Here is a 17310-nt window from a genome sequence, read left to right as displayed (position 1 = left end):
TTTTTAGAACTGTGCTTTTAATGAGAATTCCACTTTCCAAGATCTCGGATAACTTAATCCGCGTTCCTGTTTAATAGAGGACCAGTTTATCAAATCGCTCGTAGAGGCTTCCAAACGAAGCAGATTCATGCGGAGATGTTTTTTTATCCAGTCACGATTAAAGTCATAACTAATATTCAATGAATTCAATCGAACCAATGCCTTATCCTGCACGAAACGTGATGTTGGCAAAGTAGTCATCCCCCGGTCTTTGATATCTTTAAACTGAGCTATGTCACCCGGTTTTTTCCATCTGTCCGTCAATACACGTAAATCGACATTCTTATTCACTAAGTCTGCATTCTCCACATTGTTGACCAATGTTTGATTGTATTCCTGTCCGCCCCACTCATAAAGGAATGAAGCAAACAGAGTCCAATTCTTATACGACAGGTTCAACCCGAAAGCACCACTGCATTTAGGTTCTGTATTTCCAACTACAACCTCCTGTGCAGCATTCCACTTATCAGCTATAGAGCCATCACGGTTCAAAAAAATCTCTTTACCTGTAGTAGGATCAATGCCCAATGAACGTACAGCCCAAATTGAAGTCAGAGAAGCTCCTTCTGCATACTGTGGCAGTGGTACCGCATATTCCGCACCATGAGACATCCCTAATGTTTCCTGATAAAGCGCTTCATTTTTATAATAAGCGGCCACTCTCTCATTATATGCCTTCTGAGAATCGGAAATTTTCAGAATCTCATTCTTATTGTGTGCCATATTTCCCCATAATGCCACATTCCAGTTCCTGTCACGATAGATATCCGCACGAACTTTCAATTCAACACCTTTGTTGGCAACTTGTCCCATATTATCCTTGTAAGTAGAAAAACCGGAAGTTTGGGAAAGAGTGACATCATTCACCAAGTCGATTGTCTTATTATAGTAATACTCGAAATCAATAGTCAAGCGGTCGTGGAACGTTTTTGTTTCAAAACCGACACTCAGCTTATCCGTCTTTTCCCAAGTCAGGTCTTTATTACCTAAAGCTTTCAGCACAGCTCCATAACCTGTTATATACCATTCATCAAATAAAGTTTCATACATCGTCGTTGCAGCATAAGCCGGGAAATTAACTTTACCGGTACGCCCATAAGAAGCACGTAATTTTAACTTATTGATATATTCGTTACTTTTGAAAAAATCATAATTATGAATATTAACACCCAAACCTCCAGAGAAGAAAGGAGCCCATTTCTGATTCGCCCCGAACTCAGACGAACCGTCGAAACGCACAGAAGCGTCTACCAGATAAATATCATTCCAGGTATAATTGGCAGAAGCTAATACGCTGACCCTTCGTGTGGTATTCTCAGTACGAGTAGGTTTCTTATATACTTCCGCCGCATAATTCAGAGAGTGAAACTCACCCGACGGAAATCCACGATAATGAGCATTAGTACTCTCAGTGGTACCTGAAGCTGCTTCCCAACCTGCTGAAATATTCAAATTATGTTGCTTGTTAAAGCTACGTGTATAGTATAAAAAAGCATTGGAATTCCAATCCAAACTTTCTCCATTCGTTGTATACAAATCACCAGCAAGATTATTATCTTGTGAACCTGTAACACTAGTCTTACTTGAAAGCGGATCAATAAACTTCTCTGATTTGGAATATTTCTTCGTTACACTAAACTGCCCTTTAACCGTCCAATAATCATTCAGATACCAGTTAAAGCTCAAGTTATCAATAACCTCATCATAAGAATTCCAATTATAATTACCCAAAGTTGCTTCATACAGCGGATTATTATTGTCACGTCCGCTAATTTTCGAATATGTAAGTTTCTCCCGGAGTGTTCCATCATCTTTATAAGGAGAATCATAAGGCTGCAGTCCGCTAAAATCACTAAACGAACCATATGGAGATTCTTTCGATTTCGTATGTCCGAAAGATACATAGTTTCTTACTTGCAAATTCTTGATGCGATAATCCAATGAGAAGCCTGCACTATAGCGATTACGTTCTGTACCCTTCATCACACCATCTGCTATATTAAATGAACCGTCTACACCATAGCGCAGATTAGGAGTTCCTCCCTCTAAGTAAACACTATGCTTATGATTGAAAGAGTTCTGAAGTGGAATAGACATCCAATCTGTATCTACTCCTTTTTGAATTAAAGCGTATTTCTTATAATAGTTGTTCATTCCTACCGCAGTTGATGGAATGTTACTTTGTCCTTTATCAAATAATCCTGCGAGTCGCTCTATCTCCAGCTTCTCCGATGCATTTGCCAAATTATAATCCCGCAAATCAGGCATTTCTAACGTTCCTGTAAAGTTATAAGAAACACGAACCTCTCCTGCTTTCGGAGCAACAGTAGTAATTACCACCACTCCATTAGCAGCACGTGAACCATACATAGCAGTAGCAGCAGCATCTTTCAAAACCGTCAGACTCTCAATACGGGTAGGGTCTAAGTCATATACCTTCTCAATACTTACTTCAAAACCATCCATGATAAAGGTTGGTAAGTTAGGATTATTCTCCAAATTTGATTTTGAAAGCTGATCTTTATCCAGTTCTTTAACGCCAAAACCGGAACGTCCACGAATATACATTTCTGGTAAAGCATTCGGGTCAGAACCAAATTGTACGTTATCTACTAAACGGAAAGAGGGATCGAATGACTGGATCGCCCCAATTATATTTGTCTGTGACACCTTACGCAAATCATCACCCGAAATCTGAGTCGAACTACCCGTGAAACTGGATTTACGTACATTGCTATATCCGGTCACAACCACATCATCCAATGTTTTGACATCGTCCACCAATGTAATTTCAACCGTTTTCCGGCGGGTAGCATCTACTTGGACAGTTTGCTTTTTCATACCTATAAAAGAAACCTCCAATGCCACTTTATCACTTTTTACGTCCAAAGTGAATTCACCTTCAATATTGGTAGAAGTACCTGTACGAGTACCTTTAACAATAATACTGGCTCCGGGAATCGGTTCTCCATGTGAATCTGTCACCATACCACGGACACGGTTTTCACGCTTTTGTTTTCGAATGACAACAATACCGTCTTTCATCACATAGTCAAACCCTTGAGGATTCAACACCAATTTAAGAGTTGTATCCCATCTCTCGTTCTTCACATCAAGTGATACCGAAGGAACACCCTTGAACATTTGTGAATTATATAACATATTCACACCTGTCTGTTTCTTCACTGCATCCAAGACAGTCTCTATAGAGACATTGTGCAGTTTCAAAGTCACCGTCTTGTCTTGTGACGGTAATGCCCATGCACTAAACGTACAGCACATTGCCACTAGAAAACATAGCAGCCATCGTTTTTCTCTCATAAATTAATAATTAAACTTTTGTGTACCTAATATTCTAACTATTCTAATATTCTATCTTTTCCATTCCTATTCTTCCACTTTATCATATATCAATATATTCCTGCCACTGATTTTATAAGTAAGGTCTCCTGTCAGTTCCAGTGCATCCAGGAATGAATTTATTGTTCCGTAGCGTTTCAAGTTGCCACTATAGGTAATGTCGCGCAGGTTAGGGGTTTCGTAATAAACCTGTATGTCGTACCAGCGTTCGAATGTCTTCATTATATCGCCCAAGGGACGGTCATTAAAGATGTACATACCATCTACCCAACCAACATATTCTTCCAAATCCACCTTGCGTTTCGTTGAACTATTGGCAAATACAACAGCTTGTTCACCCGGTGAGAGAGTAACCGTTTCCGCATTTAATGTAGAGAATTTCACTTTTCCATGTACTAGGGTTGTATAACAAACAGGGGTATCGGCATAAGCATTCACGTTGAATTCAGTACCAAGTACAGTTATTTCCCCGAGATGAGTTTGTACCACAAATGGATGATTCTCATCTCTTGCTACATCAAAATAAGCTTCACCCTCCAAACGCACAATTCGACGTTTACCGGCAAAACGTACCGGATAGGTCAATTTGGAACCGGCATTCAAATGTACTGTCGTTCCATCTGCAAGGATTACAGTATTTTCACCTCCACGCGGTATTACCAGTTCATTTGATTTGCCAGGTTGTTCTTCAATGTTTTTCTCCTCATGTTGTGTCGTGACGGTAGGCTGATAAGACAGCACTCCTTTCTTATATTTTACTTGAACGCCATCTACTACTACGCTTACTTCTTTTCTATGCACATCAATCACGCTGCCATCGGACAAAGTCAATTGTGCCTGCTGCGTTCCCGGCTGAATCAAAGTTTTCCCTTCTTTTTCCGATGACATATAGAAAGAAAGAGCAACGGCTAAAGTAACGACAGCCGCAGCAGCGTACCACCCAACCCGACGAAAACGACTCTTCCGTCCTTTCGATTCCATCTGCCCGATACTCTGAAGAAAAGACTGATAAGCTTTCTTTGACGAATATTTTTGATATTCTCCAAAGGCAACTTTCAAAGTCTCCCCGCTCTGTAATTGCTCGTATACATTTCGTAAGTCTGGACATTCTACCAACCGTTTCTCAAGATCTTTTTGTTCCACTTCATCAGCCTCCCCCCAAAGAACCTTTCTTATTAAAGCAGCGTCTTGATATACATTTTCGAACTTCTTCATCTTATTGCGTTTTTTTAATTAAACAATTGTTTAATTCATCTTTATTATAGATATACACAACTCATAAAAATGGGTGACAAAAAGATGACTTTTTTTTGAGATAAAAGAATAATGAATCAGAATTTAGAGGTAGAAATATATCATAATGTCATTATATAGAAGAAAAAGATTTGATTTTAACAAATAGAACAAATCTTAATCAATCAATAAAAAGACAAAGAAGTATCAGAATGTTTTTTTTATTTTTAGAAAAATAAAAAAAGAATTATGGAATGAATGGAATCCCCCAACCTTTCACGGAGGAATTTATAGCTGCGAGTCTTTTGGGTTTTGACAGTATTGATACTTATCTCCAGACGTTCCGCTATCTCTTCCCATGTATGTCCCTCAATTCTCATTAAAATAATCCGACGTTGTTCGGCAGGCAGTTCTTCGATATAGCAATAGAGTTGCCGGATAATTTCTTCTTTTACTGTCAGTGCATAAATCGTATCTTCGTCCACCATACTTTCTTCTTCCGCCAAAGAACTTAAAATAGTATCATGAATTTGATTATTACGTATATATAATAAGGTATTATTATAGCAGGCACGATAAAGATAATTGGTAAGCTCTTTAATATCAGAAAAGGTACGCTTCCCCTCCCATACAGAAATAAAAACTTCCTGTACCAAATCTTCCACCGCATCGGGGACTGGCAATATCTTGGAAACATAAACACATAAAGCAGCATAAAAACGATCGTAGAAATCGCCCCATATCTTTTCATCCTTCCGGTTTACTCCCGCTACTATGATGTCAATTTTATCGTTCATACTGTCACTTTTCCTGCGAAAAAAGAGAACAAAATTTATAAAAATCACCGTAACTACTTACTTTTGCGATATTTATGAATGCAAATATATTGTTTTTTTTCAGAAACGCAGACCTTGCTGACTTACAAAATAAAAATAAAATGCAACAAGACACAAAAGGCGCAAGCTTTAAAGAGGAATATAAAAATAAGAAATACTTCGATTAGCAATAACATTATTTCAAATAAAATCATTACCAATCAAAATATGTTCGGGGCTTGGTTGTTTACTACTTTCTGATTGCAATGATATATGCTGTCATTCACAGTCGTCACAGAGGCGTAACCATCTTATTCACAGACATCTTATGTGAACAAGTGGTATCATTCTCACTCTTCACAGCCCTTCACTTTCTTCACCAAATACACATTGCCTAGTCTCGTATGCTGTCGACTGATACCCGTTACAGTCAGAATCTGCGCCAATTGGATAGGAGTACAATTACGAAGTACAGCCGGAAACCTCTTTTTCAATTCTTGATGAATGATAGCAGCAGAGAGTGACAGACAATCCGGTTCATCCAACATGGCAGGCGCGTATGTGTTGCACACAATGTCTTCTATTGGGTTGACATGATAATATGCGCTGTTATGACGTTGCAAGGCGTGTTCTTCCTCTTTGCTGAACCAGTGGCGGGCACCTGCAAGCAATTCCTCTTTCAGTTGGGCATAGATTTGTGAATGTTCAATTCCGGTACAGTCTATATCATGTTCCGCTTCAATGCAGATGAATCTACGGCTGCCTGTTGGATCGCGGAGTAGGTCAGTCCGGTTGCTGGTTCCGATGAATGAAGCGATGCGGGGGAGCGACCGAAAATTTTTCTGATAGGCTTTGCAGATGTTGAGGCTGGACATTTGCATCAGATTTTTCAGTAATGGCATCTTTTGTGCTCCGAATTTGTCAAATTCGTCCATGTTTAGTAATCCCATCTCGGCAAGGAGACGTTCGGGATTGCCTTGTGCGGTTAGTTTCAGATTATCCGAATAATAACGGGCTAGTTGTGGCGGCATTAGCATACGGCAGAAAGTGGACTTGTGGCGTCCCTGTTCTTCACTGATAAGTATCGGGGCTACGCTGTTCGCTTGTGTTTGATTTACTCCCAGCCATTGGGCGGCAAGCCCGAGCATCCAAGTGTGAAAGCTTTTTATCCATATAGGAATGTCGGATACTCGCTTCGCTAAGGGCTTCAACCGATCCGTTCCGTCCCAGGTCGGTAGTTCGTTCATATAAAGTCGGAAGGGGTGGTAGCTTTCCACTTGGGTAGAGTAGATATATCTTTGAAGATCCTTGTCCCAGCAGTTGATACCTTCTTTGTGTGCTTCCAGGCAGAAAGTATTTAGTTCTCGCTTGTCTATACGGCAGAAAGGAATGTCTCGTTGTCCTGATGGCCGGAATTCGGTTTCTTCGGTAAGCAGGTTGTAGCGGAAGTCATATTGCTCTATCAAAAAGTCAATCACTTGTTGCGTCAGAAGGACGGGGTGTTTATGTACTTCTTGCATTTTCGGCACGTTCTTTGACGTATTCGGTGAAACGATGACGTTTGACGACTCTTTCATCAATACTCGTATTCTTTTTGCCAAACGTTTCGAGTTATATTCTAATGTCTTCATATTTTTCTTCTTTTTAAATGAATAAATGTTGTTTTTTCGACCGGTTGATGCTGCTAAGGTATAACATGAAATATGGGGTTTGCAAGTATTTAACTAAGAAAATGTTTATTTTCTTCTGAAATGAAAAACAAGCTTTCTTGTACTGATATGTCGTTACTTTGTCGTATCTTTAGTGCTTGTTTAGGGAAAGCCGACTGGAGTTGTCCGGTTGGCTGACAATAGTTGACTGAACAGCCGATTCCAGTCGTCCGAATAGCCGATTAAAGTTGTCCTATGATGAAGTTACACATTTAAATTGATAAGAAGTAATGGCTATTGTGTTTGATTGGTATGAAAATCCTAATGCTTCTTCGGAAGAAGAAGCGGCGTTGCATCCGCGTATCTTTATGAATGGAAAGGTGGATACGGATACTCTTTGTTACAAGATTCATGACTACAGTTCGTTGACTGTGGGCGACGTAAAGAATGTGCTTGATAACTTATCGAAGATTCTTGGTGAGTCGTTGCGTGAGGGAAAAGAAGTACATATCGAGGGGATCGGTTATTTTTATTCCACTTTGGAGGCTACGGGGAAAGTGACTCGTAGCACTCCGCATAAGACTAATAAGGTGGCTTTCAAAACTGTCCGATTTCGCCCTGATAGTAATCTGAAAGGACATTTTGTGGGTGTTTGTGCCAGTCAGTCCAAGTATGTTCGCCATTCGGAAAAGGTGTCAGAGGTGAAGATTGATATGCTGTTGAAAGAATATTTTGCCGAACATCAGATGATGACCCGCCGTGATTTTCAGGAAGTGTGTGGTTTGGCACGTACTACGGCTAAAACGCATTTGGTACGTTTGCGTGGAGAAGGGAAGCTAGTGAATATCGGTTTGCGCAATCAGCCGATGTATGTGCCTGCTCCCGGTTATTATGGCGTATCCAGAGATGCGGCACATCCTTCACGGTAGTGACTGTGAAGGATGTGAAAGAGGTATTTTCACTCAACGAATCACGTAAAAAGACTGATAAATTGAGACTTATCTCAATGTGAAGAGAATGAACAAAGGGCACAAAAAAGAGCGAATCATTCCGCTCCACCTTTAAAGAATCCCCATAAATGGGATTCTTCTTTTCTTCATCTTTCATTTACTCGTTACCTAAAAACGTCTTTTTCCTAATACCTAATCAAAACAATCCTTTTCCTAAAAACTAATCTTAAAATCTAATACCTTAATTTTATAAACTAATACCTTTTAATTATAACCTTTTTTCTAATACCTAAAAATATAAGTAGTTTCACAACTACACTGCAAAGGTATAGCTGTTTGCGAAAACAACAAAGTCCATGATACTAAAAAATACATTTGGGCTTGTTTTTTTGACTTATGTCAAGACATGAAGCAAATTTTGAGTGTAAACCTCACATTTATTCTGACGATAGCCTCTATTTTGAACAAATTCTCCATTTTGCTTTCTAGTTTGATCCATTATTGAGCAAACAAGCAACTAACAAAAAGACAATAAAACAAGACATAAAAGAGCATAATATCACTATTTTCCACAAAAACGCACGATTACAAAACTCGAAGAATAGCCAAATCTCGAACAATCTGCATATTCCTAACTCAAAATTACGGCGATTTTTTCAATTAAACCGGATTCCTCCCCGGATTTTCAGAAGCAAAAACAGCTTGAAGATACAAGTCTCGCAACTTTTCTGTAACTTTGCAGCGTTTGATAATAAATAAGATAGGAATGGATTTTAAGTACGACGTAATTGTAATTGGTGCCGGACATGCTGGTTGTGAAGCAGCGGCAGCTGCTGCTAATTTAGGTTCCAAAACTTGTCTCATCACTATGGACATGAACAAGATTGGACAGATGAGTTGCAATCCGGCTGTAGGAGGAATCGCCAAAGGACAAATTGTACGTGAAATAGATGCACTGGGTGGACAGATGGGATTAGTGACAGATGAGACTGCCATTCAATTCCGAATTCTAAACCGCTCGAAAGGTCCAGCCATGTGGAGTCCCCGCGCCCAATGCGACCGGGCTAAGTTCATTTGGTCCTGGCGGGAGAAACTGGAAAATACACCCAACCTTCATATCTGGCAAGATACCGTATGTGAACTGCTCGTTGAAAACGGTGAGGTCACCGGATTGGTCACCGCATGGGGCGTCACCTTCAAAGCAAAATGCATTGTGCTCACCGCAGGAACTTTCCTCAACGGACTGATGCATGTAGGACGTCATAAATTGCCGGGAGGAAGAATGGCCGAGCCGGCTTCTTATCAGCTGACCGAATCCATCGCCCGTCACGGCATCTCTTACGGAAGGATGAAAACCGGTACTCCGGTACGAATCGACGCGCGAAGCGTTCATTTTGACCAGATGGAAACACAAGACGGTGAATCGGACTTCCACAAGTTCTCATTCATGAATACTAGCACGCACCACTTAAAACAACTTCAATGCTGGACATGCTACACCAATGAAGAAGTACACCGGATTCTGCGTGAAGGTTTGCCGGATTCTCCCCTGTTCAACGGACAGATTCAAAGTATCGGGCCACGCTATTGTCCGAGCATCGAAACCAAGATTGTCACTTTCCCGGATAAAGATCAGCACCAGTTATTTCTCGAACCGGAAGGAGAAACGACACAAGAGTTATATCTTAACGGATTCTCTTCTTCGCTTCCGATGGAAATACAAATTGCAGCATTAAAACAAATCCCGGCTTTCAAAGATCTGGTTATCTACCGCCCGGGATACGCTATCGAATATGACTATTTCGATCCGACTCAATTAAAACATACGTTGGAATCGAAGATTATCAAAAACTTGTTCTTTGCCGGACAAGTAAACGGAACCACCGGATACGAGGAAGCAGGAGGACAAGGATTGATAGCCGGTATCAATGCACACATCAACTGCCACGGCGGAGAAGCATTTACTTTGGCTCGTGATGAAGCATATATTGGCGTATTAATCGACGATTTGGTTACCAAAGGTGTGGATGAACCTTACCGTATGTTTACCTCGCGTGCGGAATACCGCATTCTGCTTCGCATGGATGATGCCGATATGCGCTTAACAGAGAAAGCATTTAAGCTTGGGCTGGCAAAAGAAGATCGATATCAGTTAGTAAGAAGCAAGAAAGAAGCTGTGGAACGAATCATTTCTTTCGCGCGCAACTATTCGATGAAACCGGCACTAATCAACGATGCTCTCGAAAAGATAGGGACAACTCCCCTACGCCAAGGTTGTAAGTTGATAGAGATTCTGAACCGCCCGCAAGTGACAATAGAAAATATAGCAGAATATGTTCCGGCGTTTCAACGCGAACTGGAAAAAGCGACGAGTTCGGATCAGGACCGGAAAGAAGAGATTCTTGAAGCTGCAGAAATCCTAATCAAGTATCAAGGATATATTGATAGAGAGAGAATGATTGCTGAAAAACTAGCACGATTGGAGAGTATTAAGATTAAAGGAAAATTTGACTATTCTACCATTCAGTCCCTTTCCACCGAAGCTCGGCAAAAGCTGGTAAAGATAGATCCGGAAACAATCGCGCAAGCGAGCAGAATCCCGGGTGTCTCTCCTAGCGACATCAACGTGCTGTTGGTACTTTCGGGACGATAAGCGGCAACGTTTCACGTGAAACAAAGCATTTAAAGAAACGATATAATTCAATGATTATGAGCAAAGAAACACTAATCAAAAGCATTCGGGAAGTACCCGATTTTCCGATTCCCGGAATCTTGTTCTACGACGTCACCACTCTATTCAAAGATCCATGGTGCTTGCAGGAATTATCCAATATCATGTTCGATATGTATAAGGACAAAGGAATCACCAAAGTGGTAGGTATAGAATCAAGAGGCTTTATTATGGGACCGATTCTGGCAACCCGTCTGAACGCCGGTTTTATTCCAATCCGCAAGCCGGGCAAACTCCCGGCAGAAACGATTGAAGAAAGCTACGATAAGGAGTATGGCAAAGACACGGTGCAAATTCACAAAGATGCACTGGACGAGAATGACGTAGTTCTACTCCATGATGATTTGCTGGCAACAGGAGGCACCATGAAAGCGGCTTGCGAATTGGTGAAAAGATTAAAGCCTAAAAAGGTGTATGTAAACTTCATCATCGAACTGAAAGAGCTGAATGGAAAATCGGTATTCGGAGATGATGTAGAAGTAGAATCCGTATTGACTTTATAAAGGAGTTGCATCTATTTGCAGAAAATGTATTAACAGCTCCAATGGTTTATTTTTTAGGCACGGATTACGCGGACTTCACGGTTTTTATTTTTCTGCAAAATCCGCATAATCCGTGCCTAAACAGCAATAAGATAGTGAAGCTTAGCTTCAGAACAGCCCCCTTTTTATTTTAGCAGTCCATCCCTAATGATTATGAATACAAAACCAGAAAGCAGAGCCAATGAATATTTGAAAGGGATTGTAGCCAACCTTCCCGAGAAGCCGGGTATTTACCAATACCTGAACACGGAGGGTACAATTATATACGTTGGAAAGGCTAAAAATCTAAAGAAAAGAGTCTACTCCTACTTCAGCAAAGAGCATGAACCGGGAAAGACACGAGTGCTGGTTAGCAAAATCGCCGATATTCGCTATATTGTAGTCAACACGGAAGAAGATGCGTTATTGCTGGAGAATAATCTGATAAAGAAATATAAGCCGCGCTATAACGTTCTATTAAAGGACGACAAGACATACCCTTCTATTTGCGTACAAAACGAGTATTTTCCCAGAGTTTTCAGAACAAGGAAAATTATCAGGAACGGTTCTTCGTATTATGGACCATATAGTCACATACCATCCATGTATGCGGTACTGGATCTGATAAAGCATTTATATCCTTTGCGAACCTGCAGTTTAAACCTAACTCCGGAGAATATACGGGCAGGAAAGTTCAACGTATGTCTGGAATATCATATAAAGAACTGTGCAGGACCATGCATCGGACTACAATCACAGGAGGATTATCTCAAAAACATTGATGAAATCAAAGAAATCCTGAAAGGAAACACACAAGAAATCAGCCGTATGCTACTGGAAAGGATGCAGACATTAGCTGGTGAGATGAAGTTTGAAGAAGCACAGAAGGTGAAAGAGAAATATCTTCTGATAGAAAATTACCGTTCCAAATCGGAGGTAGTAAGTGCTGTATTGCACAACATAGATGTATTTTCTATTGAAGAGGACGAGTCCAATTCCGCTTTCATCAACTATCTGCATATTACAAATGGTGCCATTAACCAGGCGTTTACATTCGAATATAAAAAGAAGCTGAATGAATCAAAAGAGGAGCTTTTGACACTGGGTATTATCGAAATGCGGGAACGCTATAAGAGTCAATCCAGAGAGATTATAGTGCCTTTTGAACTGGATTTGGAGCTAAACAACATCGTATTTACCGTTCCACAGCGGGGAGATAAGAAGAAATTGCTGGATCTTTCGATTCTAAACGTGAAGCAATACAAGGCCGACCGTCTAAAACAGGCGGAAAAGCTGAATCCGGAACAAAGAAGTATGCGATTAATGAAAGAGATACAACAAGAGCTGCATCTGGACAGACCGCCTTTGCAAATTGAATGCTTTGACAACTCAAACATACAGGGTTCTGATGCCGTGGCCGCTTGCGTTGTCTTTAAAAAGGCCAAACCCTCAAAGAAGGATTATCGGAAATACAATATAAAGACGGTTGTAGGACCTGACGACTATGCATCCATGAAAGAGGTCGTCAGAAGACGTTATCAGCGCGCTATTGAAGAAAACACCCCTCTGCCCGACCTGATTATCACCGATGGTGGAAAAGGCCAAATGGAGGTCGTTAGAGAGGTGATTGAAGATGAGCTGAACTTAACAATCCCGATTGCCGGACTGGCAAAGGACAATCGCCATCGCACATCGGAACTGCTTTTTGGATTTCCTCCGCAGACTATCGGTATCAAACAGCAAAGCCCGTTATTCCGTTTGCTGACACAGATCCAGGATGAGGTGCACCGCTTTGCCATTAGTTTCCATCGTGATAAACGCAGCAAACGGCAGGTAGCATCGGCATTAGACAATATCAAAGGGATTGGAGAAAAGACAAAAACAGCGCTTCTGAAAGAATTTAAAAGCGTAAAGCGGATAAAAGAAGCCTCTTTTGAGGAGATTTCCGCTGTGATCGGAGAAGCGAAAGCCAAGACTGTAAAAGCGGGATTGAGCGATGAATCATCAGAAAATTAATAAGAAGTTGGGGAGTAGACCTGTTATCTTTCTATCACTTTTAGGCACGGATTACACGGATTTCACGGTTGAATTACTAAAAAACCGTGTTATCCGTGTAATCCGTGCCCCAATAATAAATCATTAACGCTTTCGGCAAAGCCTTATAATATTTTCCCACCAACACACCGTTTTCTCTTCTGAATTTTGTAAATTTGCCTTTCCTAATCATGAAATAGAATAAATAACAATGAGAATAGTCATACAACGGGTAAGCCATGCGTCAGTAGCCATTGAAGGACACCGTAAGTCGTCCATTGGGAAAGGGATGCTGATATTAGTCGGTATTGAAGAAGCAGACGGGCAGGAAGATATCGACTGGCTCTGCAAGAAGATTGTAAATCTACGTATCTTCGATGATGAGAATGGTGTAATGAACAAATCTATTTTAGAAGATGGAGGTGAGATTCTGGTTATCAGCCAGTTCACGTTACACGCTTCTACCAAGAAGGGAAATCGCCCCTCCTATATCAAAGCTGCCAAGCCAGATGTCTCTATCCCACTCTACGAACAATTCTGCAAAGATTTAAGCGGTGCATTGGGAAAAGAAATAGGTACAGGCATCTTTGGAGCGGACATGAAAGTTGAACTTTTAAACGACGGCCCCGTTACTATATGCATGGATACAAAAAACAAAGAATAATAACTAACCATCAACAATTATGACTCTGGAAGAAGCACAGAAACAAGTGGACCAATGGGTGAAAACATACGGTGTCCGCTACTTCAGCGAGTTGACCAATATGGCAGTTCTGACGGAAGAGGTAGGAGAACTGGCGCGTGTCATGGCCCGCAAATATGGAGATCAATCCTTTAAAGAGGGAGAGAAAGATAATATAGATGAAGAGATAGCAGACGTTTTATGGGTGCTTCTCTGCATTGCCAACCAGACAGGTGTAGACATAACCACTGCTTTCCGGAAAAGTATGGAAAAGAAAACGAAACGAGATAATAAAAGACATATCAACAACCCAAAACTGAAAGATCATGGAAGAGAATAACTCACAGCCCAACAAGTACAATGCCGCATTGGCAAAGTATAATACCAATCTGAGCGATGCAGATATTCAAGCTCGCGTAGCTGAATTGATTGAGAAAAAAGTGCCGGAAAACAACACGGAAGATGTTAAGAAGTTCCTGTTCAACTGTATTGATCTGACTACTTTGAATAGTACAGACAGTGACAAAAGTGTGATGCACTTTACCGAAAAAGTCAATCAGTTTGACGACGAATATCCTGATCTGAAAAATGTTGCAGCAATCTGTGTATACCCCAATTTTGCAGCCATCGTTAAGAATACGCTGGAAGTAGACGGAGTCAATATAGCCTGTGTATCAGGAGGTTTCCCCTCTTCACAGACATTTATTGAAGTAAAAGTGGCAGAAACAGCATTAGCAATCGCAGAAGGCGCAGATGAAATAGATATTGTCATTTCCATCGGCAAATTCCTAAGCGGAGACTACGAAGGAATGTGTGAAGAAATACAAGAATTAAAGGAAGTTTGCAAGGAACGTCACCTCAAAGTAATCCTCGAAACTGGTGCACTAAAGAGTGCTTCCAACATCAAGAAAGCCTCTATCCTATCCATGTATTCGGGTGCAGATTTCATCAAGACTTCCACCGGTAAGCAACAGCCTGCCGCTACTCCGGAAGCCGCTTACGTGATGTGTGAAGCCATCAAAGAATACTACCAGAAGACCGGAATCAAGATTGGATTCAAACCGGCGGGTGGCATCAATACCGTTAATGATGCGATTATTTACTACACAATTGTAAAAGAGCTATTGGGTGAAGAATGGCTGGATAATCAACTGTTCCGCCTGGGAACCAGCCGCTTAGCCAACCTCCTTCTTTCTGACATCAAAGGGGAAGAAATCAAGTTCTTCTAAGCTAAAGGCTACATTAGCAATCAAATACGCCTTACCGCGCGATTCCCGTACTCCGGGAACCGACGCGGTATTTTTCATTTAAGAAAATCTAAAGATAGTTACAGAAGAATTCGGAAAAATACTTATCTTTGTAAAAGGTTTAGCGATGAAAATATAGCTAATTAGTTATATTAGAGAACGTTTCATTTATTACCAATTCCTGGAATTCGGCAAAATTCAAAGTTATGAATGGTAATAAGCAAACGGGTCTCACGCACCTTCATGTATATACTTTTGTTATATATCGAATGGAGCGTGGGACTGTTGCTTGTATACTCATAACGGCTTGCCGAAGCCTCAGGAAAATACATGGCAACAGTTCTCACGCTTTTCATGAACCTTTGGAGGTATTAGGATGGACGCATATACAAGAACCTTAAGATTCAATCACAACCCTCTGAACCTCATCCTCGGAGCAGAGAAAAAGAAGGGGCTACGCATCGGTTATATGGAAGCCGGACTGCAAGGCTTCTATCTCAACTCCATGGAGACCGGAATCCATCCGCAAAAGCTATCCAAACTGCTGACAGAGGAGTTTCACTGCACCGATAATGAGTCCGTCACCGGACTATTCCAGTTCCTTATCAACGAAGGAGACAGAGTCTCCTACCAGATTATGCTCCCCTATTTACTCTCTACAGAGAACATCAACGAGTTCGAAAACATCATTCAAAAGCGTTTTTTCGGAGTGGAACGCTTTATCCGTCAAGGAAAGAATCTATACAAATTTGTGAAATATACAGAGGAAAGAAGGGATCCTATTATATGGATAAATGACTTGGAAAAAGGCATTATCGGATGGGATATGGGACTGCTTGTGAGCCTGGCGCGCGCCTCCCAAGCATGTGGTCACATCACCAAAGAGAAAGCCTGGGACTACATAGAGCAAGCCGCCAAATTATGTTCTTTAGATCTTCATACAGCGGAAGAAATAGACAAGAGTTTCCTTTTAGGAAAAGCGATGGAATCGGAAAAGATAGAAGATTGGGACCGGTTATTATTGTGCTATTCACTTCTGGCAAAATACCGGAAATAACTATTTTTCGCGGTCTACTACGTAATCCAGATAAGCCCGGAGAGCTGCACAGATATCGGAATCCGGCAAAGAAGCCAATAAATTGAAGGCTTTTTGCTTATAGACATTCATAGTCTGAACCGCATATTCAATACCTCCGTTTTCTTTAATAAACGAAATCAAATGAGCTATTTCACCGAGAGTAGCCGTGCCCTCCTTTACTTTGATTGCAATTTCTTGCGCTTCCTCGTTTTTCGTCGTATTCAGCACATACAAAGCGGGCAATGTCAGTTTACCTTCAAGCATATCATTACCCGTAGGTTTACCGATCTCCTTATTATCAAAGTAATCGAAAATATCATCCTTTATCTGGAAACAGATACCAATATATTCGCCCAGCAAACGGGCAAGTTCAGCTTCCCCCTCACCCACACCTACCGAGAAAGCGGCAGCCTTTGTGCAGGCAGCAAAAAGAGCAGCAGTTTTCTTGCGGATTACATCAAAATAGACTTCCTCGGAAAAGCTGTGATTACTTACATTTGAGAGCTGAAGCAACTCACCGTCAGCAAGATCCTGTCCAAGAGTGGACACCAGCTGAATAATACGATGGCTGTTTGTCAATTCTGCGTGTACGAGGCTGGTTGCCAATAAATAGTCACCCGTCAGCACCGCTACTTTATTATTAAAGATAGCATTTACCGAGAGCTGTCCACGACGTTCGGAGCTTTCATCCACGACGTCATCATGTACCAGGCTAGCCGTATGAAGGAGTTCCAATGAAACAGCCGCATGAAGAGTGGAAGGACATATTGCGCCATAAAGACGTGCCACGAGTAAAACAAGAATAGGCCGCATCATCTTACCATTCCTCCGCCGTATGTGAGATACGACGCTATCGAGCAATGCATTTGAACTGGAGAGAGAACTATCAAAAAGTTCTTTGAAGTCGCCCAGTTCCGCTTCAATCGGAGTTCTGATAAGTGAGATACTGTCCATTTATTACACAATTTGAG

Annotated in this window: 13 protein-coding genes; 8 read left to right on the top strand and 5 right to left on the bottom strand. The window is 41.1% G+C overall.

All coding sequences use genetic code 11. The features are described from left to right. Positions 1–3: 3 nt before the first annotated feature. The 4 genes from H8796_RS05935 to H8796_RS05920 all read right to left on the bottom strand — a co-directional run bounded on the left by H8796_RS05935 (position 4) and on the right by H8796_RS05920 (position 7078). Positions 4–3360: a SusC/RagA family TonB-linked outer membrane protein gene (locus H8796_RS05935; protein WP_117933463.1), complete on the bottom strand. Its 3357-nt coding sequence runs from the start codon at positions 3358–3360 to the stop codon at positions 4–6. Positions 3361–3426: 66 nt separating this feature from the next. Then, positions 3427–4614, bottom strand: a complete 1188-nt coding sequence (locus H8796_RS05930; RefSeq protein ID WP_117933461.1) for a FecR family protein — start codon at positions 4612–4614, stop codon at positions 3427–3429. 245 nt (positions 4615–4859) lie between these two features. Continuing rightward, the gene (locus tag H8796_RS05925) at positions 4860–5429 is read right to left on the bottom strand and encodes an RNA polymerase sigma-70 factor (RefSeq protein WP_117933459.1); all 570 of its coding nucleotides are present in this window, start codon (positions 5427–5429) and stop codon (positions 4860–4862) included. A 368-nt stretch (positions 5430–5797) separates the two neighbouring features. Continuing rightward, positions 5798–7078: a VapE domain-containing protein gene (locus H8796_RS05920; protein WP_117933457.1), complete on the bottom strand. Its 1281-nt coding sequence runs from the start codon at positions 7076–7078 to the stop codon at positions 5798–5800. Positions 7079–7386: 308 nt separating this feature from the next. On the opposite strand from H8796_RS05920, the gene H8796_RS05915 reads away from it, so the two are divergent. From H8796_RS05915 to H8796_RS05880, 8 genes are all read left to right on the top strand, one after another. After that, the gene (locus H8796_RS05915) at positions 7387–8025 is read left to right on the top strand and encodes an HU family DNA-binding protein (RefSeq protein WP_117933455.1); all 639 of its coding nucleotides are present in this window, start codon (positions 7387–7389) and stop codon (positions 8023–8025) included. Positions 8026–8812: 787 nt separating this feature from the next. Further along, positions 8813–10699, top strand: coding sequence for a tRNA uridine-5-carboxymethylaminomethyl(34) synthesis enzyme MnmG (gene mnmG, locus H8796_RS05910; protein WP_117933453.1), 1887 nt, complete (start codon positions 8813–8815; stop codon positions 10697–10699). Positions 10700–10749: 50 nt separating this feature from the next. Next, positions 10750–11280 (top strand): adenine phosphoribosyltransferase, encoded by a 531-nt coding sequence (locus H8796_RS05905; protein ID WP_004313735.1) that lies wholly within the window; start codon positions 10750–10752, stop codon positions 11278–11280. Between the two features lie 192 nt (positions 11281–11472). Beyond that, positions 11473–13314 carry an excinuclease ABC subunit UvrC gene (gene uvrC, locus H8796_RS05900; protein ID WP_117933563.1) on the top strand — a complete coding sequence of 614 codons (1842 nt, stop codon included), beginning with the start codon at positions 11473–11475 and terminating at the stop codon, positions 13312–13314. 229 nt (positions 13315–13543) lie between these two features. Beyond that, the gene (gene dtd / locus H8796_RS05895) at positions 13544–13996 is read left to right on the top strand and encodes a D-aminoacyl-tRNA deacylase (RefSeq protein WP_117933452.1); all 453 of its coding nucleotides are present in this window, start codon (positions 13544–13546) and stop codon (positions 13994–13996) included. 19 nt (positions 13997–14015) lie between these two features. Then, complete coding sequence (locus H8796_RS05890; RefSeq protein ID WP_117610926.1) at positions 14016–14354, top strand: nucleotide pyrophosphohydrolase; 339 nt, start codon at positions 14016–14018, stop codon at positions 14352–14354. Continuing rightward, the gene (gene deoC / locus H8796_RS05885; RefSeq protein WP_008776159.1) at positions 14341–15243 is read left to right on the top strand and encodes a deoxyribose-phosphate aldolase; all 903 of its coding nucleotides are present in this window, start codon (positions 14341–14343) and stop codon (positions 15241–15243) included. Before H8796_RS05890 ends, deoC begins: the two co-directional genes overlap by 14 nt. Before the next feature lie 394 nt (positions 15244–15637). Then, complete coding sequence (locus H8796_RS05880) at positions 15638–16318, top strand: DUF1266 domain-containing protein (RefSeq protein WP_117933450.1); 681 nt, start codon at positions 15638–15640, stop codon at positions 16316–16318. On the opposite strand, the gene H8796_RS05875 is transcribed toward H8796_RS05880, so the two are convergent. Continuing rightward, on the bottom strand, positions 16319–17293 hold the full coding sequence (locus tag H8796_RS05875) for a polyprenyl synthetase family protein (protein ID WP_117933448.1): 975 nt from the start codon (positions 17291–17293) through the stop codon (positions 16319–16321). It abuts the gene before it with no gap. Positions 17294–17310 lie beyond the last annotated feature (17 nt).

This window comes from Bacteroides sp. M10 (assembly GCF_014334015.1).
GTDB classification, from domain to species: domain Bacteria; phylum Bacteroidota; class Bacteroidia; order Bacteroidales; family Bacteroidaceae; genus Bacteroides; species Bacteroides intestinigallinarum.
This window is presented reverse-complemented; position numbering and strand designations above follow the sequence as displayed.

Bases quoted from the DNA above. Each gene is read 5' to 3' on its own strand.
- H8796_RS05935 (WP_117933463.1), bottom strand. From the start codon at position 3,360: ATGAGAGAAAAACGATGGCTGCTATGTTTTCTAGTGGCAATGTGCTGT.
- H8796_RS05930 (WP_117933461.1), bottom strand. From the start codon at position 4,614: ATGAAGAAGTTCGAAAATGTATATCAAGACGCTGCTTTAATAAGAAAG.
- H8796_RS05925 (WP_117933459.1), bottom strand. From the start codon at position 5,429: ATGAACGATAAAATTGACATCATAGTAGCGGGAGTAAACCGGAAGGAT.
- H8796_RS05920 (WP_117933457.1), bottom strand. From the start codon at position 7,078: ATGAAGACATTAGAATATAACTCGAAACGTTTGGCAAAAAGAATACGA.
- H8796_RS05915 (WP_117933455.1), top strand. From the start codon at position 7,387: ATGGCTATTGTGTTTGATTGGTATGAAAATCCTAATGCTTCTTCGGAA.
- mnmG (WP_117933453.1), top strand. From the start codon at position 8,813: ATGGATTTTAAGTACGACGTAATTGTAATTGGTGCCGGACATGCTGGT.
- H8796_RS05905 (WP_004313735.1), top strand. From the start codon at position 10,750: ATGATTATGAGCAAAGAAACACTAATCAAAAGCATTCGGGAAGTACCC.
- uvrC (WP_117933563.1), top strand. From the start codon at position 11,473: ATGAATACAAAACCAGAAAGCAGAGCCAATGAATATTTGAAAGGGATT.
- dtd (WP_117933452.1), top strand. From the start codon at position 13,544: ATGAGAATAGTCATACAACGGGTAAGCCATGCGTCAGTAGCCATTGAA.
- H8796_RS05890 (WP_117610926.1), top strand. From the start codon at position 14,016: ATGACTCTGGAAGAAGCACAGAAACAAGTGGACCAATGGGTGAAAACA.
- deoC (WP_008776159.1), top strand. From the start codon at position 14,341: ATGGAAGAGAATAACTCACAGCCCAACAAGTACAATGCCGCATTGGCA.
- H8796_RS05880 (WP_117933450.1), top strand. From the start codon at position 15,638: ATGGACGCATATACAAGAACCTTAAGATTCAATCACAACCCTCTGAAC.
- H8796_RS05875 (WP_117933448.1), bottom strand. From the start codon at position 17,293: ATGGACAGTATCTCACTTATCAGAACTCCGATTGAAGCGGAACTGGGC.